Origin of the sequence: Qaidamihabitans albus (assembly GCF_016464705.1) — a bacterium.
GTDB lineage: Bacteria > Actinomycetota > Actinomycetes > Mycobacteriales > Pseudonocardiaceae > Qaidamihabitans > Qaidamihabitans albus.
Window position 1 is genome coordinate 281,817 of record NZ_JAEHOB010000005.1, and the last position, 24,849, is coordinate 306,665.

Annotated in this window: 26 protein-coding genes; 7 read left to right on the forward strand and 19 right to left on the reverse strand. The window is 71.9% G+C overall.

Annotation, left to right across the window (positions count from 1 at the left end):
* The first annotated feature begins 129 nt into the window (after positions 1-129).
* Positions 130-1,119, forward strand: coding sequence for an EamA family transporter (locus JAP66_RS12795; protein ID WP_307849546.1), 990 nt, complete (start codon positions 130-132; stop codon positions 1,117-1,119).
* A gap of 51 nt (positions 1,120-1,170) precedes the next feature.
* Here JAP66_RS12795 and JAP66_RS12800 read toward each other — a convergent pair whose 3' ends face one another.
* The 5 genes from JAP66_RS12800 to thyX form a co-directional block, all read right to left on the reverse strand.
* A complete protein-coding gene (locus tag JAP66_RS12800; protein ID WP_199431893.1) occupies positions 1,171-2,868 on the reverse strand; it encodes a ribonuclease J in 1,698 nt (565 codons plus the stop codon).
* Entirely contained in the window at positions 2,865-3,890 is a 1,026-nt protein-coding gene (gene dapA, locus JAP66_RS12805) for a 4-hydroxy-tetrahydrodipicolinate synthase (RefSeq protein ID WP_199431894.1), read from the reverse strand. Before dapA ends, JAP66_RS12800 begins: the two co-directional genes overlap by 4 nt.
* A gap of 129 nt (positions 3,891-4,019) precedes the next feature.
* Positions 4,020-5,549, reverse strand: a complete 1,530-nt coding sequence (locus tag JAP66_RS12810) for a serine/threonine-protein kinase (protein WP_199431895.1) — start codon at positions 5,547-5,549, stop codon at positions 4,020-4,022.
* Between the two features lie 89 nt (positions 5,550-5,638).
* Complete coding sequence (locus JAP66_RS12815) at positions 5,639-6,034, reverse strand: ACT domain-containing protein (protein ID WP_199431896.1); 396 nt, start codon at positions 6,032-6,034, stop codon at positions 5,639-5,641.
* 1 nt (position 6,035) lies between these two features.
* Positions 6,036-6,788: an FAD-dependent thymidylate synthase gene (gene thyX / locus JAP66_RS12820; RefSeq protein WP_199431897.1), complete on the reverse strand. Its 753-nt coding sequence runs from the start codon at positions 6,786-6,788 to the stop codon at positions 6,036-6,038.
* 131 nt (positions 6,789-6,919) lie between these two features.
* Here thyX and JAP66_RS12825 point away from each other — a divergent pair, with 131 nt between their 5' ends.
* Entirely contained in the window at positions 6,920-7,444 is a 525-nt protein-coding gene (locus tag JAP66_RS12825; RefSeq protein WP_199431898.1) for a toxin-antitoxin system HicB family antitoxin, read from the forward strand.
* The gene (locus tag JAP66_RS12830) at positions 7,441-8,382 is read left to right on the forward strand and encodes a DUF4097 family beta strand repeat-containing protein (protein WP_372448965.1); all 942 of its coding nucleotides are present in this window, start codon (positions 7,441-7,443) and stop codon (positions 8,380-8,382) included. Before JAP66_RS12825 ends, JAP66_RS12830 begins: the two co-directional genes overlap by 4 nt.
* Positions 8,383-8,408: 26 nt before the next feature.
* Here the strand turns inward: JAP66_RS12830 and JAP66_RS12835 are convergent, their stop codons facing one another.
* Positions 8,409-8,627: a hypothetical protein gene (locus tag JAP66_RS12835; protein ID WP_199431899.1), complete on the reverse strand. Its 219-nt coding sequence runs from the start codon at positions 8,625-8,627 to the stop codon at positions 8,409-8,411.
* A 309-nt stretch (positions 8,628-8,936) separates the two neighbouring features.
* Between JAP66_RS12835 and JAP66_RS12840 the strand changes: the two genes are divergently transcribed.
* Positions 8,937-9,137, forward strand: coding sequence for a cold-shock protein (locus tag JAP66_RS12840; protein ID WP_199431900.1), 201 nt, complete (start codon positions 8,937-8,939; stop codon positions 9,135-9,137).
* Between the two features lie 57 nt (positions 9,138-9,194).
* Here JAP66_RS12840 and JAP66_RS12845 read toward each other — a convergent pair whose 3' ends face one another.
* A complete protein-coding gene (locus tag JAP66_RS12845) occupies positions 9,195-10,412 on the reverse strand; it encodes a winged helix-turn-helix domain-containing protein (RefSeq protein ID WP_199431901.1) in 1,218 nt (405 codons plus the stop codon).
* A gap of 82 nt (positions 10,413-10,494) precedes the next feature.
* On the opposite strand from JAP66_RS12845, the gene JAP66_RS12850 reads away from it, so the two are divergent.
* The gene (locus JAP66_RS12850; protein WP_199431902.1) at positions 10,495-11,055 is read left to right on the forward strand and encodes a GNAT family N-acetyltransferase; all 561 of its coding nucleotides are present in this window, start codon (positions 10,495-10,497) and stop codon (positions 11,053-11,055) included.
* A gap of 130 nt (positions 11,056-11,185) precedes the next feature.
* Positions 11,186-11,707 carry a YqaA family protein gene (locus JAP66_RS12855; protein ID WP_199431903.1) on the forward strand — a complete coding sequence of 174 codons (522 nt, stop codon included), beginning with the start codon at positions 11,186-11,188 and terminating at the stop codon, positions 11,705-11,707.
* A 13-nt stretch (positions 11,708-11,720) separates the two neighbouring features.
* Here the strand turns inward: JAP66_RS12855 and JAP66_RS12860 are convergent, their stop codons facing one another.
* The 11 genes from JAP66_RS12860 to JAP66_RS12910 form a co-directional block, all read right to left on the reverse strand.
* Positions 11,721-12,173 (reverse strand): hypothetical protein, encoded by a 453-nt coding sequence (locus tag JAP66_RS12860; RefSeq protein WP_199431904.1) that lies wholly within the window; start codon positions 12,171-12,173, stop codon positions 11,721-11,723.
* Positions 12,170-12,928: a 4-hydroxy-tetrahydrodipicolinate reductase gene (dapB, locus tag JAP66_RS12865; RefSeq protein ID WP_199431905.1), complete on the reverse strand. Its 759-nt coding sequence runs from the start codon at positions 12,926-12,928 to the stop codon at positions 12,170-12,172. The genes JAP66_RS12860 and dapB overlap by 4 nt, the downstream gene beginning before the upstream one ends.
* Positions 12,925-14,280 (reverse strand): M16 family metallopeptidase, encoded by a 1,356-nt coding sequence (locus tag JAP66_RS12870; RefSeq protein WP_199431906.1) that lies wholly within the window; start codon positions 14,278-14,280, stop codon positions 12,925-12,927. The genes dapB and JAP66_RS12870 overlap by 4 nt, the downstream gene beginning before the upstream one ends.
* Positions 14,281-14,364: 84 nt before the next feature.
* On the reverse strand, positions 14,365-16,620 hold the full coding sequence (locus JAP66_RS12875; protein WP_199431907.1) for a polyribonucleotide nucleotidyltransferase: 2,256 nt from the start codon (positions 16,618-16,620) through the stop codon (positions 14,365-14,367).
* A gap of 228 nt (positions 16,621-16,848) precedes the next feature.
* Positions 16,849-17,118: a 30S ribosomal protein S15 gene (gene rpsO / locus JAP66_RS12880; protein WP_199431908.1), complete on the reverse strand. Its 270-nt coding sequence runs from the start codon at positions 17,116-17,118 to the stop codon at positions 16,849-16,851.
* A 158-nt stretch (positions 17,119-17,276) separates the two neighbouring features.
* Entirely contained in the window at positions 17,277-17,801 is a 525-nt protein-coding gene (gene thpR, locus JAP66_RS12885; protein ID WP_307849547.1) for an RNA 2',3'-cyclic phosphodiesterase, read from the reverse strand.
* 5 nt (positions 17,802-17,806) lie between these two features.
* Complete coding sequence (locus JAP66_RS12890) at positions 17,807-18,286, reverse strand: helix-turn-helix domain-containing protein (RefSeq protein WP_199431909.1); 480 nt, start codon at positions 18,284-18,286, stop codon at positions 17,807-17,809.
* Between the two features lie 158 nt (positions 18,287-18,444).
* The gene (locus JAP66_RS12895) at positions 18,445-19,407 is read right to left on the reverse strand and encodes a bifunctional riboflavin kinase/FAD synthetase (protein WP_199431910.1); all 963 of its coding nucleotides are present in this window, start codon (positions 19,405-19,407) and stop codon (positions 18,445-18,447) included.
* Between the two features lie 70 nt (positions 19,408-19,477).
* Positions 19,478-20,389 carry a tRNA pseudouridine(55) synthase TruB gene (gene truB / locus JAP66_RS12900; RefSeq protein ID WP_199431911.1) on the reverse strand — a complete coding sequence of 304 codons (912 nt, stop codon included), beginning with the start codon at positions 20,387-20,389 and terminating at the stop codon, positions 19,478-19,480.
* Between the two features lie 29 nt (positions 20,390-20,418).
* On the reverse strand, positions 20,419-21,750 hold the full coding sequence (locus JAP66_RS12905; RefSeq protein ID WP_199431912.1) for an MFS transporter: 1,332 nt from the start codon (positions 21,748-21,750) through the stop codon (positions 20,419-20,421).
* A gap of 137 nt (positions 21,751-21,887) precedes the next feature.
* Positions 21,888-23,201, reverse strand: a complete 1,314-nt coding sequence (locus JAP66_RS12910; RefSeq protein ID WP_199431913.1) for an MATE family efflux transporter — start codon at positions 23,199-23,201, stop codon at positions 21,888-21,890.
* Positions 23,202-23,246: 45 nt separating this feature from the next.
* Here JAP66_RS12910 and JAP66_RS12915 point away from each other — a divergent pair, with 45 nt between their 5' ends.
* Positions 23,247-24,296 carry a TRM11 family SAM-dependent methyltransferase gene (locus JAP66_RS12915; protein ID WP_199431914.1) on the forward strand — a complete coding sequence of 350 codons (1,050 nt, stop codon included), beginning with the start codon at positions 23,247-23,249 and terminating at the stop codon, positions 24,294-24,296.
* A gap of 47 nt (positions 24,297-24,343) precedes the next feature.
* Here JAP66_RS12915 and rbfA read toward each other — a convergent pair whose 3' ends face one another.
* Positions 24,344-24,823, reverse strand: a complete 480-nt coding sequence (gene rbfA, locus JAP66_RS12920) for a 30S ribosome-binding factor RbfA (RefSeq protein WP_199431915.1) — start codon at positions 24,821-24,823, stop codon at positions 24,344-24,346.
* Positions 24,824-24,849 lie beyond the last annotated feature (26 nt).

Below are 24,849 nucleotides of genomic sequence, written 5' to 3' on the forward strand. Positions count from 1 at the left end.
CGCATTTCCCGAGCTGCGATGCTATCGCCGTCCACCCCGACCCAGCTTCGGTTTCGCGCGATCGGATCTCGGTCACAGCCGCCGGTAAATCAGCGGCAGATCGTCGGCTCCCCCGCATACAGTCGCGCTGTGACCGCCGACGTCTCCTCCCCGCCCTCGCGCCCCGTGGCGCACCGTGGCCGGGGCACGCTGCTGATCCTGCTCGCGTCGCTGTCCTTCGGCAGTTCCGGCGCCATCGGCAAGCCCGCGATGATCGCCGGGCTCTCGCCGGAGCAGGTGGCGGCGGCCAGGATCGGCCTCTCCGCGCTCGTGCTGGTGTGCGGCGTCGCGCTCACCAGGCCGAGGCTGCTCCGGGTCCGGCGCGGCGAGTGGCGGCTGCTGGTCGGCTACGGGTTGCTCGGCGTCGCGGGCGTCCAGCTCTTCTACTTCGTGGCGGCGTCGCGGATTCCCGTGGGCATCGCGATCCTCCTGGAGTTCACGTCCCCGGTGCTGGTGGCGCTGTGGGTGCGGTTCGTCCGGCGGGTGCGCCTGCCGTGGCCGATGTGGGCCGGGATCGCGCTGGCCATGCTCGGCCTGGCGATGGTGGCCCAGGTCGGCGAAGGGCTGCGGCTCGACGCGATCGGCCTGCTCGCCGGGCTCGGCGCGGCACTGTGCTCGGCGGCGTACTTCCTGCTCGGCGAGCACGGCGTGGCGACCCGCGACCCGCTTGGCATGGTCACCTGGGGAATGCTCATCGGCGCGGTGGCGGTGCTCGTGGTCGCCCCGCCGTGGACGCTGCCGATGTCGATCGTGCTCGGCCCGGCCGACTTCGGCCCCTGGCGGCCACCGGTGTGGGCGCTGCTGATCGCGCTCGCGCTGATCTCCACCGTGCTCGCCTACCTGGCCGGGATCACCGCGCTGCGGCACCTGCCCGCGTCGGCGGCCAGCGTGCTCGCATTGTGCGAGCCGCTGGTGGCCACCGCGCTGGCATGGATCCTGCTGCACGAGGCGCTGACCTGGGTGCAGGTGACGGGCGCGTGCATCCTGCTCGGCGGCGCGGTGATCGTGCAGCTCACCGCGCCAGCCAAACAACCGAGCACGGCAGGCGAACCCTTGCCGGCCGAGCCCAACGCCTCGTGAGTGGCTACCCGCGTTCTAACTCGTGTGCGCACTCACGAGGGCGCCGCACCGCTAGACCGGGATGACGGTGGGCACGATCATCGGGCGGCGCCGGTAGGTGTCGGCGACCCACCGGCCGACGACGCGGCGCACCGACTGGGCGATCCGGTGCATGTCGGTGATGCCCTCCGCCTCGGTCCGGGACAGCTCCATCTCCACCAGCGACGCGGCCGCGTCGAGCGCCTTCGGGTCGTCGGAGAAGCCGCGCCCGGACACCGTCGGCGGGCTCACCGCGCGACCCGTGGTCGAGTCCACGGCCACCGTGATCGCGATGAAGCCACCCTCGCCGAGCACCAGCCGGTCGGACAGCGTGGACTCGCCGACGTCGCCGACCGAAAGGCCGTCCACATAGACGTGCCCGACCTCCACCCGGCCGCTGACCGAGGCCTTGCCGTCGACGAGGTCCACGACCACCCCGTCCTCGGCGAGCACCACGTTCTCCGGGGCGACCCCGGTGCTCACGGCGAGCGCGCCGTTGGCCCGCAGGTGCCGCCACTCCCCGTGCACCGGCATGACGTTGACCGGCCGCACCGCGTTGTAGAGGAACAGCAGCTCCCCCGCCGACGCGTGCCCGGACACGTGCACCTTCGCGTTGCCCTGGTGCACCACGCTGGCGCCGAGCCGGACGAGCCCGTTGACCACTCCGAACACCGCGGTCTCGTTGCCCGGGATCAGCGAGCTGGCCAGCACCACCGTGTCGCCCGCGCGGATGGAGATCTGCCGGTGCTCCCCGCGCGCCATCCGGGACAGCGCCGACAGCGGCTCGCCCTGCGAACCCGTGGAGACGAACAGCACCTTCGTCTCGGGCAGGTTGACCGCCTCGTCCAGGTTGATCAGCAGGCCCTCCGGGATGTCCAGCAGGCCCAGATCGGCGGCGATGCCCATGTTGCGCACCATCGACCTCCCGACGAAGGCCACCCGGCGCCCGTGCCGCACGGCCGCGTCGAGCACCTGCTGCACCCGGTGCACATGGCTGGCGAAGCAGGCCACGATCACCCGCTGCCGCACCCGTGCGATCACGTCGTCGAGCACGGGGCCGATCTCGCGCTCGGGCATTACCAGGCCCGGTACCTCGGCGTTGGTCGAGTCGACGCAGAGCAGGTCCACGCCCTCGTCACCGAGCCGCGAGAAGCCCGCCAGGTCGGTGAGCCTGCCGTCCAGGGGAAGCTGGTCGAGCTTGATGTCCCCGGTGTGCAGGACCAGCCCCGCCGGCGTGCGCATGGCGACCGCCAGCGCGTCCGGAATGGAGTGGTTGACGGCGAAGAACTCCAGCTCGAACGCGCCGACGGTGAGCCGCTGCGACTCCCGGACCTCGATCAGGTTCGGCCGCTGCCGGTGCTCCTTGCACTTGGCCGCCAGCAGCGCGAGCGTGAACCGCGAGCCGTAGACGGGCAGGTCGGGCCGCATCCGGAGCAGGAACGGCACGGCACCGATGTGGTCCTCGTGGCCGTGCGTGAGCACCAGCGCGTCGACGTCCTCCAGCCGGTTCTCGATCGCCCGGAAGTCGGGCAGGATCAGGTCGACACCGGGCTGGTTGTCCTCCGGGAACAGCACGCCGCAGTCGACGATGACCAGCCGGCCACCGTACTCGAACACGGTCATGTTGCGGCCGATCTCGCCGATGCCACCGAGCGCGACGACGCGCAGGCCCCCATCGGGCAGTGCGGGTGGTGCGGCGGTCGGTCCGGGTCCTGTGGAGAGCTCGGTCACCGATGAATCGTCCCAACGCTGGTGTGAGTGGTCGGCGCGACGTAGGCGGCCGCGGAGTCGGCCTGCGCGACCCGCGAGCTCGCCCAGTCACCGCTCGGTGACTGCTCGAGCGGCACGCCCGCCTGCGTCAGATCCGCCGCGATGGCCTCGACCTGATCCTCGCTCGCCGGCACGATCGGCAACCGCGGCTCGCCCATATCGTAACCGCGCATCCGCAGCGCCGTCTTGACGAACACGACGCCGCCGACCCGGGAGAACGCGCGGTACACGGGAATCATGCCGCGGTGGTTGGTGCGGGCGGTGGAGGTGTCGCCGTCCTCGTAGGCGTCGATCATCGCGCGGATCCGGCCGGCCACCACGTGCCCGATCACGCTCACGACGCCGGTGGCGCCGACGGAGAGCCACGGCAGGTTCAGGCCGTCGTCACCGGAGTAGTACGCCAGGTGGGTGTTCGCGATGACCTCGCTGCCCGCGAGCAGGTCGCCCTTCGCGTCCTTGACCGCGAGGATGCGGGGGTGCTCGGCGAGCCGGCGCAGCGTGTCGACCTCGATGGGCACGATCGAGCGCGGCGGGATGTCGTAGAGCATCACCGGCAGCCCGGTGGCGTTGGCCACCGCGGTGAAGTGCGCGTACAGGCCGGCCTGGGTGGGCCGGGAGTAGTACGGGGTCACCACCAGCACGCCGTGCGCACCGGCCTCCTCGGCCTGGCGGACCAGCTCCATGCTGTGTGCCGTGTCGTTCGTTCCGGCACCGGCCACCACGGTGGCCCGGTGGCCGATCGCCTCCATGACCGCGCTGATCAGCTCGGCCTTCTCGGCATCGGTCGTCGTCGGGCTCTCCCCGGTGGTGCCGTTCAGCACGATGCCGTCGTTGCCCAGGTCCACCAGGTGCTCGGCGAGCTCCTGCGCCCGCTTCAGATCCAGCGCACCCTCGGAGTCGAACGGCGTGACCATGGCGGTGAGCACGCGGCCGAACGGCCTGCCCGGCGCGGCAGTGGGTGGGGTGGACGGTGCGATCGACATGCCTTGACGGTACCTCGTTCGAGCGCTGATCACGGTGCCGACGGCGCCGAACGCCATGATCGGCTCCAACGTCACCGGCTGCGCTGGAGAATCCCCGGCGGGGCGGCGCGGAAGCGGGAACTTCTGCGGCTACTTGACCTCCACGGCCACCTGTTCGGTGAGCTGGCTGCCGTCCTTGTTGAGCAGTACGCAGTAGATCGTGCGCCGCAGATCCGCGTCCGACTCCTGCTGCTGTTCCCACAGCGCCCGGCTGGGCACGAGCGCGCGGTAGTCGAGCGAGGGCCGCAGGTCGGCGGGCACCGCGTTCGAGTAGAAGCTGAGCATGCACTGGGTCTCGGCGAAGCGCGCCAGCTGCTCCGTGCCCGGGTACCCGGCGAGCACGGCGTCGCTGGAGGCGGACGAGCCGTTGCCGAGGGACCGCTCGGAGTCGTAGATCTCGAAGTCGTGGTTCTCGTCGCAGTCCGGTTGGTTGCTCGAACTGATTTCATAGCCCCGGTCGAACCGCCCGTTCAGGCACTGCTCCCGGCCGCTGCTGAGGGAGAACCCGAGGTCGCCGCCCTCGCCGTAGACCATGGTCGGCAGCATCGACTCGTCCGTTTCCGGGGACCACACGGGCTTGCCCAGGAAGAAGCCACCGGCCAGCAGGGCGACCGCCGCGAGCGCGCCGCAGCCGACCAGCAGGGTGCGGCGGGTCCTGTTCGGCGCCGCGGCGGGGCCGGGAGCGAACGGCGCGGGGCCGCTGTGCAGCGTCGGCGGCTGGCCGCCGTACACGGCGGTGTGCCGGCCGGCAGGCGGTGTCGGCTGCCCGTGCTGCTGCGCCGCCATCGCGAGCAGTCCGCGCGCCTGCTGTGCCGAGATGCGCGCCTCCGGGGCGGAGATCAGCAGACCCATGATCGCCGATGCCAGTGGCCCCTGCGCGTGCGTCAGGTACGGCACCTCGTTCATGATCGCGTGCAGGGTGGCCGCGGTGCTGGGCCGCTCGAACGCCACCGTGCCCTCGACCGCGAAGAACAGCGTCACGCCCAGCGCCCACAGATCCGACTCCGGCATGGCCTCCCGGCCGGCCACCCGCTCGGGCGCCATGAACGCGGGCGAGCCCACCAGCATGCCGCTCGTCGTCAGCCGCGGATCGTCCACGGCCTGCGCGATGCCGAAGTCGGTCAGCTTCACGCGGCCGTTGGGCGCGACCATGAGGTTGCCGGGCTTGACGTCGCGGTGCACGATGCCGGAACCGTGCGCGGCCTGCAGCGCCGAGAGCACCTGCTCCCCGATCGCGGCCACCTGGTGCGGAGCCAGCGGGCCGTTGCGGCGCACCAGCTCCGACAGGGTCGGCGCCTCCACCAGCTCCATCACGATGAAGGTCGTGTCGCCCTCGGTCACCACGTCGAACACGGTGACGACGGCCGGGTCGTTGAGCCGCCCGCCGGTGCGCACCTCGCGCAGCACCCGCTCCTGGAAGACCCCCGACTCGTCCGCGCCGTCGGGCAGCGTCAGCTCCTTGATCGCGACGTGGCGGCCGATCACGGTGTCCTCCGCGCGCCACACCACACCCATCCCGCCGCGCCCGAGCTCGCCCAGCAGTGTGTACCGGCCGGCGATCACCCTCGGCCCCGGCGTGGCCGGGGTGGTGTGCGTCTGCCGGATCTGCTCGTCGGTCACGGTGCGCGTCCCCTCCTCGGTACGGGCCAAGATGCTAGCGCTGCGCGGCGCCGCAACTGCGACCACACCGGGAGCTCACCGGTTCCCGTTCAGCGGTGGTGCACCTCGTGCCCGGCCGCCTCCAGCGCTTCGATCGCGCGCTGGAGGTCGGCCGCCTTCACGAGCACGTGGTCGGTGTCGAAGGTGGACAGGGTGCACAGCGCGACACCCGCCGCGGCGAGCTCGCTGGACAGCGCCGCGATCACCCCCGTGAGCGTGAACGCCAGCGGCCCGCGGACCGTCAGCAGCCGCCAGTTCCGCTCCACCTCGGCGCCGTCCGGCGCGAGGGCGGCAGGGCAGATCAGGGACAGCTCGGTGGCCGTGCGCGTGACCGAGACGAGCTCGTCGCCGGTACGGTCGAGCAGCCCTGGCGGCGCGGGCGAGTCCGCGTCGAGCCGGCCCACGGCGTACTCGCCCGGCCGGACCTCGATGGCAAGCCTGCGCATCTCAGCCCTCGAGCACCTTCGGGCTCGACGCGACCTCGGTGCCGTCCGGCAGGGTGGAGATCGTGAAGTCGGCGAACACGTTCTCGGCGGCCTTCTGCAGGTGCCGCAGGCATTCCACGGCGAGTGCGCGGATCTCGACGTCGGCGTGCTCGGTGGCGCGCATGGCGATGAAGTGCCGCCACGCCCGGTAGTTGCCGGTCACCACGATGCGGGTCTCGGTGGCGTTGGGCAGCACGGATCGCGCCGCCTGGCGAGCCTGCTTGCGGCGCAGCGTGGCGCTCGGCGCGTCGGCGAACTTCTCCTCCAGCCCCGCGAGCAGGTCGGTGTAGGCGTCGACGCTGGCCTGCGCGGCGGCGACGAACTTCTCGTGCAGTTCCGGATCCTCGGCGATGACACCGGGCTCGACGAACGCGGCGTCGCGCTCGGGCACGTACCGCTGGGAGAGCTGCGAGAACGAGAAGTGCCGGTGCCGGATCAGCTCGTGGGTCAGCGAGCGGGAGATGCCGGTGATGTAGAAGGTCACCGAGCCGTGCTCCAGCACGGACAGGTGCCCGACCTCGATGATGTGGTCGAGGTAGCCGCTGTTCGTGGCGGTCTTCGGGTTCGGCTTCTTCCAGGACTGGTAGCACGCCCTGCCCGCGAACTCGGCGAGCGCCTGACCACCGTCGGCGTCGGTCGACCACGGCACGTCGGCCGGTGGGAAGAACTCCGTCTTCGCGATCAACTGCACCTTGGGCGACACCGTTTCGGCCACGTCCGACTCCCTCGATTACCACGCGGTCTTGTCCCCGGCAGCGTAGTCGCCCCGGCCGGCCGCCACGCGCACCATCACGATGACACCATCCACGCCTTGACCGATGTCACCTATGACGCCATAGTGGTGTCATGGACCTGACGCCATATCTCGAGAGCCTGCGGGAGAACCTGAGCACCACGGCCTCCGCCGGCGACGAACAGATGCGGCGCGCCGCCGCGGTGCTGTCGGCGGCGCTGGAGCCGGCGGCCCGGCTCGCGCTGATGAACGCGCTCGCCGACCTCGCCGCCGAGGTCACCGCCAACCTCCCCGACCAGGTGGTCGACGTCCGCCTCGACGGCCGCGACGTGCGGGTGGTGGTCACCGGCGCGGGCACCCCGGCGAGCGAACCGGGCCCGGCTCCGCCGCCACCGCCACCACCTCCGCAGCAGCCACCGGCCGACGGAGGCGACATCAGCCGCATCACGCTGCGGCTGTTCGAACAGATCAAGGGCCAGGCGGAGCAGGCGGCCGCGGCGCAGGGCGTGTCGCTGAACACGTTCGTCTCGCAGGCGGTGCAGGGCGCACTGCAGGGCAAGCATCAGCATCGCGAAGGCGGCAGACCGCACGGCCAGCGGTCCGGGTCGCACCTGCACGGCTGGGTGGAAGGACAGTGACGAGCAAGATGAACGCGACGAACGAGGAACCGCACGACCACGCCGACGAGCCGGTGCGCACCCAGGCGTTCGACGCCGAAGGACCGCTGGAGCTGGACGTGGAGATCACGATGGGCCGGATCGACATCCGGCTCGGCGAGGACGACGTGCGCGCCGAGGTGCGCCACGATCCTTCCGCGCAGGCACCGTGGGCGGAGGGCGTGTCCAACATCCTGAGCTGGGTCGGCGAGCGCTTCGGCGGCCCGCTCGGCTCGGAGCTGCACGGCTCGCCGGGCGAGGCGGTGCGGCAGGCGCGCATCGAGAAGGTGGGTGGCCGGCTGGTGGTACGCGGGCCGAAACCGCTGCCGCTGCGCAATGTGCCGCTCGCCGTGACCGTGCACGTGCCCTCCCGGTCACACCTGGACGTCCGGGCCGGCGCCGCGACCGTGACCGTGACCGGGACGGCGGGCCGGGTCGACGTGCAGACCGGCTCCGGCGACGCGGTGCTCGACCGCATCGAGGGCCCCGCGACCGTGCGCACCGGCACCGGATCGATCCGGCTCGGCCCGACACCCGCGGGCGTGCAGCTGCGTTCCGGAAGCGGCGACGTCGAGGCGCCCGCGGTGTCCGGTTCCGCGACCCTCGCCACGGGGACAGGCGATGTGTGGCTGGGCGTGGTCGAGGGTGAGGTGCTGGTCCGCAGCAGCAGTGGCGACCTGACCGTCGCCGAGGCAGCCTCGGGCTCGGTGGAGGCGATCACCGGCTCGGGCGAGGTCCGGATCGGTATCCGCGGTGGCGTCGCCGCCGAGATCGACCTGTCCTCGGGCGCGGGCCGGGTGTCGAGCGAGCTCGACGTCGCCGACACGCCGCCGGAGGGACCGGTCGCACTCAAGGTGCGGGCGCGCAGCGGAGCGGGCGACGCCGTGGTGACCAAGGCCCTGTCCCAGCCGGCGTCCTGAAGGGGCGGCGGCCGGACGGCCCGTGGTCAGTGCGCCGCGCCCGGCGCGTCCTCCCGCCTGCCCGCCTCGGCCTCGAGCCCGAGCATCGCGAGCAGGTCCTGGCAGTCCCCCACGTCCACGGCGTGCTCGGCCACGGTACGCACGGCGCGGTGATGCTCGATCCCCAGCTGGGTCTGCTCGGCCGCGCGGGCCTGGGAGACCCGGTCCGGTGTCCGGGTGGGCCCCGCGGGCCGTGCCCACGTCATTCGGATCCTGCTTCCACGCGAACGCACCATCCCGACGGCATGTCGGCACTCCCGTCCCCGGCCGAAGCAGGCCGGCTGGGTCACCCGCCGAGAACGACACCGGCTCGATTGCCGGTGTACTGGGTGCTCTCGACCGTCTGACTCTACCCCGGCCGGGTGACGGGAATGAACGCGGCACCGGGGTGGTTGTAATCGATGGTCGTAGTTTTTGTTGTTGCTTGCTTTCAGGGATCTGAGAAGCCGCGTCGAGAAACCGGCCCGGGTACCGCACGGTGCGGTACCCCGTACCGAACCCTGTAAGGGAGCGAAATGACTCAGGGCACCGTCAAGTGGTTCAACGCGGAGAAGGGCTTCGGCTTCATCACTCGCGCCGAGGGACCGGACGTCTTCGTGCACTACTCCGAGATCGACGGCAGCGGTTTCCGCAGCCTCGAGGAGAACCAGCAGGTCGAGTTCGAGGTGGCGCAGGGCCCGAAGGGCCTGCAGGCCACCGGCGTCCGCGCGGTCTGATCCACCACGCAAGAAGGCCCGGCACCGGCAGGTGCCGGGCCTTCTTGCGCTCACCCCTCAGGAGCGGGGAAGGGCGTTGCGGAGCGTGGCCGCGAGGTCTCCGCGCTCGCCCACGGCCACCCGTTCGAGGCCGAGCCAGGAGGCCGTCAGCGACAGCTCCTCAGCCAGTTCGGCGGCCACCCTGGCGTGGTCGGTGCCGGGCTCGGCGAACGCCCCCGGCACCCGGAGTGCCCCGGCGGCGCGATCCGCCTTGAGGTCCACCCGGCCGACCAGCTCGCCGCCGAGCAGGAACGGGAACACGTAGTAGCCGTACACGCGCTTCGGCTCCGGCACGTAGATCTCGATGCGGTACCGGAAGCCGAACAGGCGCTCGGTGCGCGCCCGCTCCCAGATCAGCGGGTCGAACGGGCACAGCAGCGCCCGCCCGGTGACCGCCCTCGGCGTGCGCGCGTCGACGTGCCGGTACGCCTCGTGCCGCCAGCCGTGCACCCGGACCGGCTCCAGCGTGCCCTCCTCGACGAGCTCTGCGACGGCCTGCCTGCTCGCGCCGGGACTGAGCCGGTAGTAGTCCCGCAGGTCCGGTTCGGTGGCGATCCCGAGCGCTGTCGCCGCCCGCCGGATCAGCTCGCGCGCACCTTCCTCCGGACCCACCCGGCGCGCCAGCACGTCCGGCGGCAGCACGCGCTCGGGCAGGTCGTAGAGCCGTTCGAACCCGCGCCGCGTCCCCGTCGTGAGCTGCCCGATGCCGAACAGCCACTCGCAGATCTTCTTCACCTCCGAGCGCTCCCACCAGGCACCGGGCGTGCGCCGGGCCGGACCGGCCAGCTCTCGTTCGATCGTGCCCGCTCCGACCGGGCCCAGTTCCTTCACCACGGCCAGCACGTCGTCGACGAGCGACGGTGCGCTGTCGGCGATCCGGGCGTAGCCGCGCCACCAGCCCCGCGGTTTCGCGCCGGAATGCAGCAGCGGCCAGTCCCGCACCGGCACCAGGCTCGCCTCGTGGGCCCAGTACTCCACCAGCAGCCGGGGCCGGCGGGCGCTGTGCGACCACGCCGCGTCGTCGACGAGCTCCGGCTCGTAGGGGCCGAGCCGCGCGAACAGCGGCGCGTAGTGGGCACGCACGGCCACGTTGACCGAATCGAGCTGGATGAGCTGCACCCGGGACAGCACGCGCTGCAGGTGCCGCCGGGTCGGCGGACCGGCGGGCCGCGGATCGGCGAACCCCTGCGCGGCCAGCGCCGTACGGCGGGCCACCCCCGGACTCACGGTTCTCATGCCGCGAGCTTGCCACGAGCCACCGACAGCACCGGGCGGACCGCGATCGTCGCCTGCACGACCGCCCGCTATCTTGCGGGGCATGGCTACCGCCGACGTCCGCCCCGCCGCACCCGACGACGTCGCGGAGATCGCCCGCATCCAGCTGGAGACCTGGCGGGTCGCGTACACCGATGTCGTCGGCGCCCGCGCGATCGACGAACTCGACCCTGCGGACCTCGCCCGACGCTGGTCCGGTGCCGTCGAGCACCCGGAAACGGCCGTCTACGTGGCGCTGGAGGGAACGTTCACCGTCGGCTTCTGCGTGGCGGGCCCGGCCCCCGCCGAGGACGTCGCCGCCGCCGACGGCACGCTCCCGGACGACGCGGCACGCACCGGCCTGATCGCGACCGTGCTCGTCGAGCCGCGCTGGGGCAGACGCGGGCACGGCGGCAGGCTGCTCGCCAGCGCCGCCGCCGGGCTGCGCGAACACGGCGCCGAGCGGGGAGTCACGTGGGTGGCGCAGTCCGACTCCGCCTCCCTGGCGTTCTTCCGCGGTGCGGGCTGGAATCCGGACGGCACGGTCCGCACGCTCGACACCGGCGAGAAGACCGTCCGCGAGCTGCGGCTCACCGGCGGACTGGAGCTGCGGCTGGCCTCGTGAGTGCGCACACGAGTTAGAACTCGCGTGCGCACTCACGAGGCCGGGACGCACTGGTACGCAACCTTTTCCTTACGGTGCGCTCAGCTTCGGCTGTTAGCGTGGCCCGTGATTCTCAGCAGGGAGGCACGCGGTGTTCGGTTGGCTGTGCGTGACGCTGGGCGTCGCCTTCGGCTCCGCGGTCGTGCCGTTGATCAGCATCGAGGTGTTCGTCATCGGGCTCGTGTCGAGCGATCCGGGCATTCCGTGGCTCGCGGTGGGCGCCGTGGTCGCGGTGGGACAGATCGCCGGGAAGCTCCTGTACTACCTGGCGGCACGCGGTTCGATCCGGCTGCCCGCGTTCCTGCACGACCGGCTGCACCGCCAGCGCCCGCCGTCGCCGCGCCGGGAGGCATGGCGGCTGCGCACCAAACGGTTGCGGCGGTGGGTCGAAGCACTGCGGGAACGCTGCCATCGCCACCCGCACTGGATGACCAGTACGTACGGCATCAGTTCGGTGTTCGGACTGCCACCGTTCATGGCGACCACCGTGCTGGCCGGACTGGTCCGGATGCGCATGTCGACGTTCGTCTCCGCGGGCCTGCTCGGCCGGTTCATCCGGTTCAGCGCGCTCGCGGCGGCGCCCGCCGTGTTCGCCGGCTGGTTCCACATCTGACCGGCTCGCGCCCTCACGGCCGTGGTTCGGCGGCCTCCAGGTCGATGGCCTTGCGCATCGTCTCGCGCGCCCGGCGGCGGTCGCCCGCGACGTCGTAGGCGTAGGCGAGCCGGTACCAGCGGCGCCAGTCGGCGGGATCCTCCTCGACCTCGGCGCGCCGCGCGTCGAACCACGAGTCGGCCGCCCGGCGGTCCACCCGCCCGGACGGCCTGCGCGGCAGACCGGAGACGTCGGGCAGCGCGCCCTCGGCGTCGAGCCGCCGCGCCAGCCGCTGCACGCGGGCGCCCGAACGCCAGGTGGTGACCAGCATCCACGCCCCGAGCAGCGGCAGCACCAGCACACCGCCGCCGAGCAGCATCGGCACCGCCTCGCCCGTGCCCAGCAGCGTGACCGCGCGGCCGGCGAGCAGCACCAGGTACACCGCCACCGCGGCGGTGAGCACCAGCGCGACGTTGCGGGTTCTCACAGGTCGAGCACGTTCTCCAGCCCCACCGTCAGCCCGGGCCGCCGCGGCACCGAGCGGACGCCGAGCAGCACGCCGGGCATGAAAGAGGACCGGTCCATCGAGTCGTGCCGGATCGTGAGGGTCTCCCCCTCGGCACCGAACAGGATCTCCTCGTGCGCCACCAGCCCGGGCAGGCGCACCGAGTGGACCCGCACGTCGTCGACGTCGGCGCCCCGCGCCCCGGCCAGCTCGGCGGTCGTCGCGTCGCTGCCCGGTTCGAGGCCGGCTTCGGCGCGGGCTGTGGCGATCAGCCGCGCCGTGTGCGCGGCCGTGCCGGAGGGCGCGTCGGCCTTGCGGTTGTGGTGCAGCTCGATGACCTCGGCCGAGGAGTAGAACCGCGCGGCCTGCTGCGCGAACCGCATCGCGAGTACCGCGCCGAGCGCGAAGTTCGGCGCGATCAGCACACCGAGCTCCGGCCTGTCGCGGAGCCGCTCGGTGATCTCGTCGAGCCGGTCCTGCGTGAACCCGGTCGTGCCGACGACGGCGTGCAGACCGTGGTCGATCGCGAACCGCAGGTTGTCCATCACCGCGTCGGGATGGGTGAAGTCGATGACGACCTCGGCCTTGTGGTCGGTCAGTACCGAGCGCTCGTCGTCGGCGTCGATTCCGGCGGCGAGCTCCAAATCCGGTGCCGCCTCGACGGCACCGACGGCCTGCGCGCCCATCCTGCCGCGCGCGCCGAGCACGCCGACCCGGATCCGCTGCTGCTCGGTCATGACGCGATCACCTCGTGCAGGTCGTCGGGCAGGTCGTCATCGTGAGCGTACGGCCCGACGACGGCGGCGGTGGACACCCCGCCGAGCAGCGTGCGCGCCACCGTCCGGACCTCCTCGGGGGTGACCGCGTCGATCCGCGCGACCGTGTCACCGATGCCGAGGTACTCGCCGTAGTTGAGCTCGTTCTTGCCGATCCGGGACATGCGCGACGCGGTGTCCTCCATGCCCAGCACGAGACCGCCGCGCAGCTGGCCTTTCGCTCGCGCCACCTCGGTGTCGCTCAGGCCGTCCCTGGCCACGTCGGCGAGGATCTCACGCACCACTCCGGCGACCTCGCCGAGCCGGTCCGGCTGGCAGCCGGCGTAGACGCCGAGGTGCCCGGTGTCGGCATAGCTGGCCACCGACGAGTACACCTGGTAAGCGAGCCCGCGGCGTTCCCGCACCTCCTGGAACAGCCGTGAGCTCATCCCGCCGCCGAGCGCCGCGTTGAGCACCCACAGGGCGAACCGCCGCTCGTCGTGCCTGCTCAGCGCGCGCAGCCCGAGCATGAGGTGGGCCTGTTCGCTGTCGTCGGTGCGCAGCACGAGCTTGTGCTGCTCGCGCAACCTGGCCCGGCCGCGGCGGGGCGGCGACGGAGTGTCCGAACCGGACAGCCGGTCGCGCATCGCCTTGCGCGCCAGGCGCAGCACCTGGCTGTGCTCGACGTTGCCCGCCACCGCGAGCACCATCCTTGGCAGCTGGTAACGGCGTTTGTAGAAACCGCGCAGCGCGCTCGCGGACATGCCGGCGACGGAAGTCTCGGTGCCCAGCACGGAACGGCCGAGCGCGTGCTCGCCGAGGATCGCCTCGACGAACGTGTCGTGCAGCAGGTCCTCGGGATCGTCGTCGCGCATGGCGATCTCCTCGAGCACCACGCTGCGTTCGGTCTCCACATCGGAATCCGTGCACTGCGCCTCGAACACCACGTCGGTGACGAGGTCCATCGCCAGGGGCAGGTCGGAGTCGAGCACCTGCGCGTAGTAGCAGGTGTGCTCCTTCGCGGTGAAGGCGTTGAACTCGCCGCCGACCGCGTCGATCTCCTCGGCGATCTGCGTGGCGTCCCGGCTCGCGGTGCCCTTGAACAGCAGGTGTTCGAGGTAGTGCGCCGCACCGGCCACACCCGGCTGCTCGTCCCGCGAGCCGACGCCGACCCAGAGGCCGACGGTGGCCGAGCGCACGCCCGGCACGCGCTCGCTGATGACCCGCAGGCCGCCGGGCAGCACGGTGCGCTTGACGACCGAGCCGTCCGTCGCGGATTCAAGGGTCCGGGTGCTGCCGACGGGCTGCTCGTGCCCGGGAATCTGTCGCGCCATGAATCCTTACTCACGTGCCATGAACGACCCGTTACTGGCGAAAAGTGCCAGTAACGGGTCGTTCATGGCAGTTCGGCGTTGTGCTTACTGGTTGGACTCGGCCGGCTCCTGCGCCGGGGCGGACTCGGCGGCCTTCTCGTCCTCGTCCTGGACCACGACGAGGCTGATCTTGCCGCGGCTGTCGATGTCCGCGATCTCCACGCGGAGCTTGTCGCCGACGTTCACCACGTCCTCGACCTTGCCGATGCGCTTGCCGTTGCCCAGCTTCGAGATGTGCACCAGGCCGTCCTTGCCCGGCAGCAGCGAGACGAACGCGCCGAACGCGGCCGTCTTCACGACCGTGCCGAGGAAGCGCTCGCCCACCTTCGGCAGCTGCGGGTTGGCGATGGCGTTGATCTTGTCGATCGCCGCCTCCGCGGACGGGCCGTCCACGGCACCGACGTAGATCGTGCCGTCGTCCTCGATGGAGATGTCGGCGCCGGTCTCCTCGGTGATCGAGTTGATCATCTTGCCCTTCGGCCCGATGACCTCGCCGATCTTGTCGACCGGGACCTTCACGCTGGTGACGCGCGGCGCGAACGGGCTCATCTCGTCCGGAGTGTCGATCGCCTCGGCCATCACGTCCATGATGGTGAGCCGGGCGTCACGGGCCTGGTTCAGCGCGGCGCCGAGCACGTCCGATGGGATGCCGTCCAGCTTCGTGTCGAGCTGCAGCGCGGTGATGAACTCCTTGGTACCGGCGACCTTGAAGTCCATGTCGCCGAAGGCGTCCTCGGCGCCGAGGATGTCGGTCAGCGCGACGTAGCGCGTCTCCCCGTCCACCTCGTCGGACACCAGACCCATCGCGATGCCCGCCACCGGCGCCTTGAGCGGCACGCCGGCGTTGTAGAGGCTCATCGTGGAGGCGCAGACCGAGCCCATCGAGGTCGAGCCGTTGGAGCCCAGCGCCTCGGACACCTGCCGGATGGCGTAGGGGAACTCGTCCCGCTTCGGCAGGACCGGCACCAGCGCCCGCTCGGCGAGCATGCCGTGGCCGACCTCGCGCCGCTTCGGCGTGCCGACCCGGCCGGTCTCGCCGGTGGAGAACGGCGGGAAGTTGTAGTGGTGCAGGTAACGCTTGCTCGTCTCGGGCGAGAGCGTGTCGAGCTGCTGCTCCATCCGCAGCATGTTCAGCGTGGTCACGCCCAGGATCTGGGTCTCACCACGCTCGAACAGCGCCGAGCCGTGCGCCCGCGGGATCACCGACACCTCGGCGGCCAGCTGCCGGATGTCGGTCAGCCCTCGGCCGTCGATGCGCACCTTGTCGCGCAGGATCCGCTGCCGGATCAGCTTCTTGGTGAGCGCACGGAAGGCGGCGCCGACCTCCTTGTCGCGGCCCTCGAAGGCCTCGCCCTCGCCGACGCCGACCCGCGCCAGCACGTCGGCCTTGACCTCGTCGGTGGCGTTGTCCCGGTCCTGCTTGCCGCCGATGGCCAGCGCCTTGGTGAGCTCGTCGGTCGCGATGGCGGCGACGGCGTCGTAGACATCCTGCTGGTAGGCGGGGAACAGCGGGAAGTCGCCGGCCGGCTTGGCGGCCGCGTCGGCGAGCCGCTGCTGCGCCTCGCACAGCGACCGGATGAACGGCTTGGCCGCGTCCAGGCCCTCCGCGACGACCTGCTCGGTCGGCGCGGTGCCACCGCCCGCGACGAGGTCGATCGTGTTCTCGGTGCCCTCCGCCTCGACCATCATGATCGCGACGTCCTCGGGGCGGTCACCGACGATGCGGCCCGCGACCACCATGTTGAAGGTCGCGTTCTCCAGCTGGCTCCACGTCGGCAGCGCCACCCACTGGCCCTCGATCAGCGCGACGCGCACGCTGCCGATCGGACCGGAGAACGGCAGCCCGCTGACCTGGGTGGAAGCCGAGGCGGCGTTGATCGCGAGCACGTCGTAGGGGTCCTCGGGGTGCAGGCTCTGCACCGTGATGACCACCTGGATCTCGTTGCGCAGGCCCTCGGTGAACGAGGGGCGCAGCGGCCGGTCGATGAGCCGGCAGGTCAGCACCGCGTCGGTGGATGGACGGCCCTCCCTGCGGAAGAACGAGCCGGGGATGCGCCCGGCGGAGTACATCCGCTCCTCGACGTCCACGGTGAGTGGGAAGAAGTCGAGCTGGTCCTTCGGGTGCTTCGACGCGGTGGTGGCCGAGAGCAGCATGGTCTCGTCGTCCAGGTAGGCGACGACCGAGCCGGCGGCCTGCCTGGCCAGCCTGCCCGTCTCGAAGCGGACCGTGCGGGTACCGAACCGGCCGTTGTCGATCACGGCTTCCGATTCGTGCACGCTGATACCGCTTGATTCCGTCATAACGAAAATTTCTCCTCATTCCGCTCGGGCGGCACACGACCCCCAACCCTTGGGGGGCACGCTCGAGGAACGAGGCCGGTCTTCGATCGAAGCCCCCGGGACCTGTCCCGGGAGCCACTACCGAGGACCGGCGGGGTTGTCCTCGCGCGCGGTGCGCTCGCCCTGTGTTCTTGTCTTGGTGTACCGAGGGGGAGTGACCCGGACCGGGTCACTCCCCCTCGGAGTCTGCTATCGGCGGAGGCCGAGTCGCTGGATCAGCGAGCGGTACCGCTCGATATCCAGCTTCATCACGTAGTTGAGCAGCCGGCGACGACGGCCGACCAGCAGCAACAGACCGCGACGGGAGTGATGGTCGTGCTTGTGCACCTTGAGGTGCTCGGTGAGGCCGATGATCCGCTTGGTGAGCAGAGCCACCTGGGCCTCGGGGGACCCGGTGTCCGACTCGTGCACGCCGTACTCGGACAGGATCGACTTCTTCTCATCGGTGGACAGAGCCACTCGCTATCTCCTACTTGTCGAGGAGGGACCGGCGTACGACGCCGATCGACCCTCCTGTACGTACCGTGGATACCCAGGCGCGTCTCGCCCCGGGCGGGAAGGTCGCGGCCGCCACGGACTGCAGCCGGACTCAACTGTCGAGGATAGCAGCCGCGTTGTCAGCTCGCGCTCGCGGCGAGCCCGAACCGCTCGACCGTGCGGTACCGCGGCCCCTCCGGCCCGGTGTCACTGCGCATCAGCACGACCTCGGACGGTGACCACGACGGGCTCCGGTATGCCCGCAGCGCCCGCTCCGCCACCGCCAGCCGACCGGGCGTGCCACCCCTGGCGAGGGTCAGGTGCGGCCGGTAGGGCCTGCCGTCGCGTGCCTCGGAGTCCGGCCGCGCCGCGGCGGCCAGCTCGGCGAGTCCGGTGCCGCGCACCTCCGTCCAGAGCACCCCGGGGAACGTGCCCGCGCCCTCCAGCCACAGGGTCGGTGCCGCCGCCTCGGCGAGCCGTTCCCGCAGCCAGCCCGCCCTGTCGTCGATCTCGTCGGTACCGTAGAAGCCGAGGGTGACGTGCCACTGCCGCGCCGTCGTCCAGCGCAGCGCCGGATCCGGCGGTATCCGGTCGTCGAGCTCACGCCGTAGCGAGGCGACGACCTCCGCGCAAGGCAGCAGCGCACTGAAGAGCCGGGCGCCCACCGCGCTCAGCCGACCTTGCCCGCCCGGCGGAGCAGGTCGGCGATCGCCGGGAAGTCGGTGTCGAGCCGCTCGGCCGCCTCGATGAGGTTCTCCTCCTCCGCGATCTCCCGCAGCGCCGAGAGGACACCCTGGTCGTCGGGCCCGGCGCCGACGGGGAAGTTGTCCCGCCCCACGGTCGGCCGCGCGTCGCGCACATCCTCGAGGGCCTCCCGCATGGCCGCCTTGTTCCCCGCCGCCACCTCGGGCGTCAGCACCTTGCGTTCGAGCATGATCATCCGTGCGAGCACGACCGGGTTGCCGATCTTGGCGCGCCGCCCGCTCATCACCTGGCTGAGCATGGGCGCGCTGATTCCCAGTACCTCCGCGAGAAACGCCTGCGAGACGTCGAAGGCCACCACCAGCCTGCGCACACGGTCACCAAGTGGCTCCCCGTACCACTCCCGCTGCAGCGCTATGTTCCGCTGGACGATCTTGTGGTCCTCCACGTTGTGCCCTGCTCCCCTAGACGGCGTTGCGCAGGCCCCCGGCAACCGGCCCGCCGAGTATCTTGCCAGGTCGGGCGCCGGTTGCGGGGCGGATCGGCCGAGGCGTTCGCATTTGCACCCGCCCGGGTGCCGTCACGCTGGGTGTCCACCATTCGCGTTCAGGTGAGCCGGAGCACGCTCCTGGTCCGCGCGACGTCGTCGTCGATCTGCTCGACGAGCGCCTCCGCGGAGTCGAACGCCACCTGCCCGCGCAGCCTGCACACGAAGTCCAGCGCCACATGCTGGCCGTAGAAATCCTCGTCGACATCGAGCACGAACGCCTCGACGGTGCGCTCGCGCCCGGAGAAGGTCGGGTTGGTTCCCACCGACACGGCCGCGGGCAGCCGCTCTCCGGGAGCGGTCGACCGCACGAACCAGCAGCTGTAGACGCCGTCCGCGGGCACCGCGGCGAACCGCGGGGTCGACAGGTTCGCGGTGGGATAGCCGAGGTCGTGCCCGCGCCCGTCGCCCCGCACCACGATCCCCTCCAGCCGGTGCGGGCGGCCCAGCGCGTCCGCGGCGGCCGTCACGTCACCCGCGTCGATGCACGAGCGCACGTACGTGGACGAGAAGGTGATCTCGCCCCCGTCCTGCTCGTCGGGCAGCGCCCTGCCCTGCAGCGTGGCACCGTGCGCGACGAAGCCGAACCGCTTGCCGAGCGTGCGCAGCAGCTCGACATCGCCGGCTGCCTTGTGGCCGAAGGTGAAGTTCTCCCCCACGATGACCGCCGCCGCGTGCAGCCGGTCGACGAGCACCTCGTGCACGAACTCCTCGGGGGAGAGCCGCGAGAGCTCGGGCGTGAACGGCAGGACGGCGAACACGTCGACGCCGAGCTGCTCGACCAGCTCGGCCTTGCGGCGCAGCGTGGTGAGCTGCGCCGGGTGGCTGCCGGGCCGGATCACCTCGGAGGGGTGCGGGTCGAAGGTCAGCACGACACTCGGCAGCCCGCGCTGCCTGGCCAGCTCGACGGTCCGGCTGATCAGGACTTGATGGCCACGGTGGACGCCGTCGAACACCCCGATCGTGACGACGCATCGTCCCCAGCCGCCCGGCAGATCCGCCAAACCACGCCAACGCTGCACGGGCACCACCCTAAGCAGTGTCCGATCCGCTTCGGAACGCGGTCCGGCCCGCCGGGGCCGCCGGCCACCTTCAGGCTGGTGCGAGGACGACCACGGAGCGGGCCGTGTCGGGCGTGTCGACGGCCAGCGCGAGCGCGTGCCCGTCCGGATCGAAGATCCCGTAGGTGCCCGCGATCCCGGCGGCGGGGATGCGCTGGCCGAACCGGACGGCCCGCGCCGTCGCCGCGTCCACGTCCCGCCGCGGGAACGCGGTCGCCACGGCGTCGTCGAGGCCGAGCGACAGCTCGGGCCGCTGCTCAAGGGCGTCCAGGGTGCACGCCGTCGCCAGCGTGAACGGCCCGACCGTCGTCCGGCGCAGCGCCATCAGGTGCCCGCCCACGTCCAGCGCCCGGCCGAGGTCCCGCGCGAGCGCGCGCACGTAGGTGCCCGACGAACAGTCGATCATCACGTCGAGCTCGATCCGCCCCGGCTCCCGGCGGGTCGCGAGCAGGTCGAAGCGGTACACGGTCACCGGGCGCGGCGGGATCTCCACCTCCTCGCCCGCGCGCACGCGTGCGTAGGCTCGCTTGCCGTCGACCTTGACGGCGCTCACCGCGCTCGGCACCTGCTGGATCTCCCCGGTCAGCTCCGCGATCCCCGCCTCGATCGCCGCGTCGGTGACCGCCTCCAGCTCGGGCAGGCCTGCCTCGGAAAGCCGCTCACCCTCGACGTCGTCGGTGGTCGTCGACACGCCGAGCGCGATCGTGGACAGGTAGGTCTTCCGGTCGAGCGCGAGATGCCCGAGCAGCTTGGTCGCGCGCTCGATGCCGAGCACCAGCACGCCGGTGGCCATCGGGTCGAGCGTGCCGGCGTGGCCCACCTTGCGGGTGCCCATGATCCGCCGGGCCCTGGCGACGACGTCGTGGGAGGTCATCCCGCTCGGCTTGTCGACGATCAGCAGGCCCGGCGGTGGCGCCGGCCTGCGCTGCTGCTGGCGAGACACGGCCGCACACTGTAGCGGCGGCCGATCCCTCACGCCGCGGCGGCCACCCGCTGCCGCTCGGGTGCGTGCGCGTCCCACGGACGGCGGCGCAACTGGACCGGCACCTCCTCGCCGCGGGCCTGCGCGGCGAACACCGCGGCCCTGGCGCGCCGGTACCACACGGCGATCCGCCAGCCACCGAGCAGCAGCACCGCCACCACGGACAGCAGCGCGATCCGGTAGTTGCCGCCGGATACCTGCAGCAGCACGCCGATGAGCAGCGCGGTCACCGTGGTCGCCGCGAACCCGCCCACGTTGACCACGCCGGTCGCGGTGCCGACGCGGCGCAGCGGGTTGTAGTCGCGGGCCAGCGCGAAGCCGATCATCGAGGCCGGGCCGCCCAGTGACAGCACGACGAACGCCGGGACCAGCACGGCCACCGGCATCCGCCCCGGCCAGCTCAGCAGCACCGTCCACACGGCACCCAGGCCGGCCAGGTAGCCGAGCACGAGCGGCATCCGCAGCTCGGGCCTGCGGCCGATCAGGCCCCCGACCAGCGGCCCGCCGATCATGGCGCCGACGACGAAGACCATCAGCAGGCTGCCCGCCACCGTCGCCGAGTAGCCCTGGCCGTCGACCAGGAACGGCACGCCCCACAGCAGCACCATGACGTTCTGCCCGAATGGCGTCGTGAAGTGCGTCCAGAAGCCCAGCCGCGTGGCGGGCACCCGCCACGCGGTGGCGACCTGGCCGCCGACCTCCCGCGCCGTCACCCGCTGCGGCTCGGTCCTGCGCGCGGTCGGCGTGTCCCGGACGCGCCACTGCACGACGGCGACGAACAGCACGGTGACCAGCCCCGCGCCGAGGAACGTCGGCAGCCAGCCCGGCCCGGTGAGCAGCAGGGTCAGCGGCAGCGTGGCCGCGAGGTTGCCGGTGAAGCCGAGGGCGCCGGTAAGGGCGGTGACCAGCGTGTACTGCCGCCCGGGGAAGTGGTTGGCCGCCAGCCGGAGCACGGAGACGAAGGTGAGCGCGTCACCGAGGCCGAGCACCCCGCGGGCCACCAGGCCGAGGGCGTAGGTCTGCGCCACCGCCAGCAGCAGCTGGCCGAGCCCGAGGAACAGCAGCGCGGCGGTGAGGATCGTGCGCGGGCCGAAGCGGTCCACCAGCACGCCGGTGGGGATCTGCATCGCGGCGTACACGCCGACTTGGAGCACCGTGAACGTGCCGAGCGCGGCCGCCCCGACGCCGAAGCGCTCGGCGGCCTCGATACCGGCCACGCCGAAGGACGTGCGGTGGAACACGGCGAGGACGTAGACGAAGGCGGCGGTCAGCCAGACCAGCCAGGAACGCGTGGTCGCTCGCGCGGTCACCGGGGACGGCAACGGAGGATCCTCCAGACGACGAGTGGGCGGGTGTCGGTCCGGGGACGCCCGCACTGCCGTCCCGCTTACTTGTATCGACTATGCAACGCCGAAACATACCCGTTACCGGAGTGCGCTTGACCACATCGATGCGCTCGTCAGCGAACGGCGCCGACCACCGCCCAGTGCCCCGAACGCCAGCGGAGGACCACGAACGCCAGCCGCAGCAGCATGAACAGCGACAGCCCCGTCCAGATGCCGGCCAGCCCCCAGCCGAACCCGAGCGAGGCCCAGACCAGCGGGAGGAAGCCGAGCACGGCGCTGCCCAGCGTCGCGTTGCGCAGGAAGGCCGCGTCCCCGGCTCCGAGCAGGACCCCGTCCAGCGCGAACACGATCCCGGCGACGGGCTGCAGCGCGACGAAGAACCACCACGCGTTCGGGATCTCGGCGAGCACGGCGGCGTCGGAGGTGAACGCGCGCGGCAGCACCTGGGACACCGCCGCGAACAGCGCGCAGAGGCCGCAGCCGAGGATGAGGCCGTACCGGGTGATCTGCGCGGCGACGCCGCGTGCCCGCTGGGCGGAGCCCGCGCCGAGTGCCGCGCCGATGAGCGACTGGGCCGCGATGGCGACCGAGTCGAGCACCAGCGAGAGGAACGTCCAGAGCTGGAGCACCACCTGGTGGGCGCCGACCGCCGCCGCCGAGGTGCGGGCCGCCACGGTCGCGGCGGAGACGAAGCACGCCTGGAACGCCAGGCTGCGCAGCACCAGGTCGCGGCCGAGGCGAAGTTGCGCCCGCATCACCGTGGGCCTGGGCCGCAGCGGCACCCGTTCCCTCACCAGCGCACGCAGGAACAGCGCCGACGCGACGACCTGGGCGACGACGTTGGCCACGGCGGAGCCCTCAAGTCCCCACCCGACCGGGTACACCAGCACCGGGCAGAGCACCGCGGAAAGCCCGTTGCCGGCGAGCACGTACCGCAGTGGCTTCACCGTGTCCTGCACGCCGCGCATCCAGCCGTTGCCCGCCATCGTGATGAGGATCAGCGGCGCGCCGCACAGCGCGATCCGCAGCCACGAAACGGCCCCGGCGGTGATCGCGTCGTCGCCCGACATGGCCAGCGCGATCGGCTCGGCCAGCAGCTGGCCCACCCCGAGCACGACCAGGCCGACGGCGATCGCCAGCCAGGTGGCCTGCACGCCCTCGCTGACCGCTTCGGTGCGGCGGCCCGCGCCGTGCAGCCGGGCCGTGCGCGCCGTCGTCCCGTAGGACAGGAAGGTCAGCTGCGTGGAGACCAGCGACAGCAGTGTGCCGCCGAGCGCGAGCCCCGCGAGCGGCAGGGCGCCGAGGTGCCCGACCACGGCGGTGTCCACCAGCACGTAGAGCGGCTCGGCCGCCAGCACGCCGAGCGCGGGCACGGCGAGGCCGAACACCTTGCGGGCGGGTACGCGCTCCTCGACCGGGCTGACCACGTCGCGAGACTAGCGCCCGGGCCCGACAGGCTACGCTGCCCGGCGATGCCCCAGTACGCGATCCTCATCCTGCCCTCGGCGAACCGGGTCTACACGGACACGTCGAGCCGCCTGCTGTGCGCGGAGCTCGCCGCCTTCGGCGCGACGGTGCTCGGCAGCGGCACCGGTGAACCCGGCACGCGCACGATCGCCGGTGTCGACTACGTCACCTTCGCCACCGAGGCCCCGCTGTCCGGGACGGACCTCGCGTACCTGGCCAACCTGTCGTCGCTCTACGTGTTGTTCGAGCTCACCGGCGAGCTGTTCCGGCCGCTGCCGTTGCAGCCGCTCGCCGAGTTCGACTCGGACCTGCTGACGATCCAGAAGTACTCGGGCAAGACGAACGAGCTGTTCACCAAGCTGCTGCTCAACCTCACCGTGCTGGCGACCGACACCCCGGCGGCACTGCTCGGGCGCCGCCCTCTGCACGTGCTGGATCCGCTGTGCGGCAGGGGAACCACGCTCAACCAGGCGATGATGTACGGCTTCGACGCCACCGGCGTGGAAACCGACGGCAAGGACTTCGACGCCTACCAGCAGTTCATCAAGACCTGGCTGCGGACGAAGCGGCTCAAGCACACCGCGGACGCGGGTCCCCTGCGCCACAACAAGAGGCGCCTCGGACGGCGGCTGGACGTCGAGTACGCGGCCACCAAGGACCGGTACAAGGCGGGCGAGACCCGGTCGCTGACCTACCTCAACTGCGACACGCTGGCCGCCGGCGAACTGCTGCGCGGCAGACCCGCGGACGTGATCGTCACCGACGCTCCGTACGGCGTGCAGCACGGCAGCCACCACGCGCGCGAGCCAGGCCCGGCGCGGAGCCCGCGGGACCTGCTGGCCGCCGCGGTGCCGGTGTGGAACCGGGTGCTGCGGCCGGGCGGCGCGGTCGGCATCTCCTGGAACACGCACGTGGTCACGCGCGACGAGCTGGCCGGAATCCTCGAACGAACCGGCCTCGTGGTGCCGGAGGGCGACCCGTTCGACCGCCTGGAACACCGCGTCGACCAGGCGATCGTGCGCGACGTCCTGGTGGCGGCCAAGCCCGGCTCGTGAGTGCGCACACGAGTTCTAACTCGCGTGCGCACTCACGAGGGGCGGCTTCAGCGGGCGGTGTCCGTGTCCGCGTCCTCGTCCGGTTCGGTGCCCGCCTCCCGCGGCGCGCGGTACGGGTCGGCCTCACCGGCGGGCTGGGCTCCCGTCGCGCGGCGGGCCACCTCGGCGTCGGCCTCCCGCGCCTTGGCGAGCAGCTCGTCGATGTGCCGGACGTCCTGCGGGAGGTTGTCGGCGACGAAGGTGAGCGTCGGGGTGTAGCGCACGCCCGTGCCCTGCCCGACCTTGCTGCGCAACACACCCCGCGCCGAGTCCAGCGCGGCGGCGGCACCCGCGAAGTCGGGCGCCGCGTCGAGGTTCTCCCCGAGCACGGTGTAGTAGACGGTCGCGTCGCGGAGATCGCCGGTGATCTTCGAGTCGGTGATCGTGACGTTGCTCAGCCGAGGATCCTTGACCTCGTGCTCCAGCGCGGACGCGACGATCTGCGCGATCCGCTTCGCCAGCCTGCGTGCGCGAGCTTGATCGGCCACAGGATTCCTTTCTTCGTACGGAAAGT

Coding starts and splice junctions, on each gene's coding strand:
- JAP66_RS12845 (WP_199431901.1), bottom strand. CDS start 10,412: ATGAGAACCGTGAGTCCGGGGGTGGCCCGCCGTACGGCGCTGGCCGCG.
- JAP66_RS12915 (WP_199431914.1), top strand. CDS start 23,247: ATGCCCCAGTACGCGATCCTCATCCTGCCCTCGGCGAACCGGGTCTAC.
- JAP66_RS12815 (WP_199431896.1), bottom strand. CDS start 6,034: ATGCGCAGGCTTGCCATCGAGGTCCGGCCGGGCGAGTACGCCGTGGGC.
- JAP66_RS12870 (WP_199431906.1), bottom strand. CDS start 14,280: ATGGCGCGACAGATTCCCGGGCACGAGCAGCCCGTCGGCAGCACCCGG.
- dapB (WP_199431905.1), bottom strand. CDS start 12,928: ATGACCGAGCAGCAGCGGATCCGGGTCGGCGTGCTCGGCGCGCGCGGC.
- dapA (WP_199431894.1), bottom strand. CDS start 3,890: ATGTCGATCGCACCGTCCACCCCACCCACTGCCGCGCCGGGCAGGCCG.
- JAP66_RS12850 (WP_199431902.1), top strand. CDS start 10,495: ATGGCTACCGCCGACGTCCGCCCCGCCGCACCCGACGACGTCGCGGAG.
- JAP66_RS12875 (WP_199431907.1), bottom strand. CDS start 16,620: ATGACGGAATCAAGCGGTATCAGCGTGCACGAATCGGAAGCCGTGATC.
- JAP66_RS12835 (WP_199431899.1), bottom strand. CDS start 8,627: ATGACGTGGGCACGGCCCGCGGGGCCCACCCGGACACCGGACCGGGTC.
- JAP66_RS12825 (WP_199431898.1), top strand. CDS start 6,920: ATGGACCTGACGCCATATCTCGAGAGCCTGCGGGAGAACCTGAGCACC.
- JAP66_RS12840 (WP_199431900.1), top strand. CDS start 8,937: ATGACTCAGGGCACCGTCAAGTGGTTCAACGCGGAGAAGGGCTTCGGC.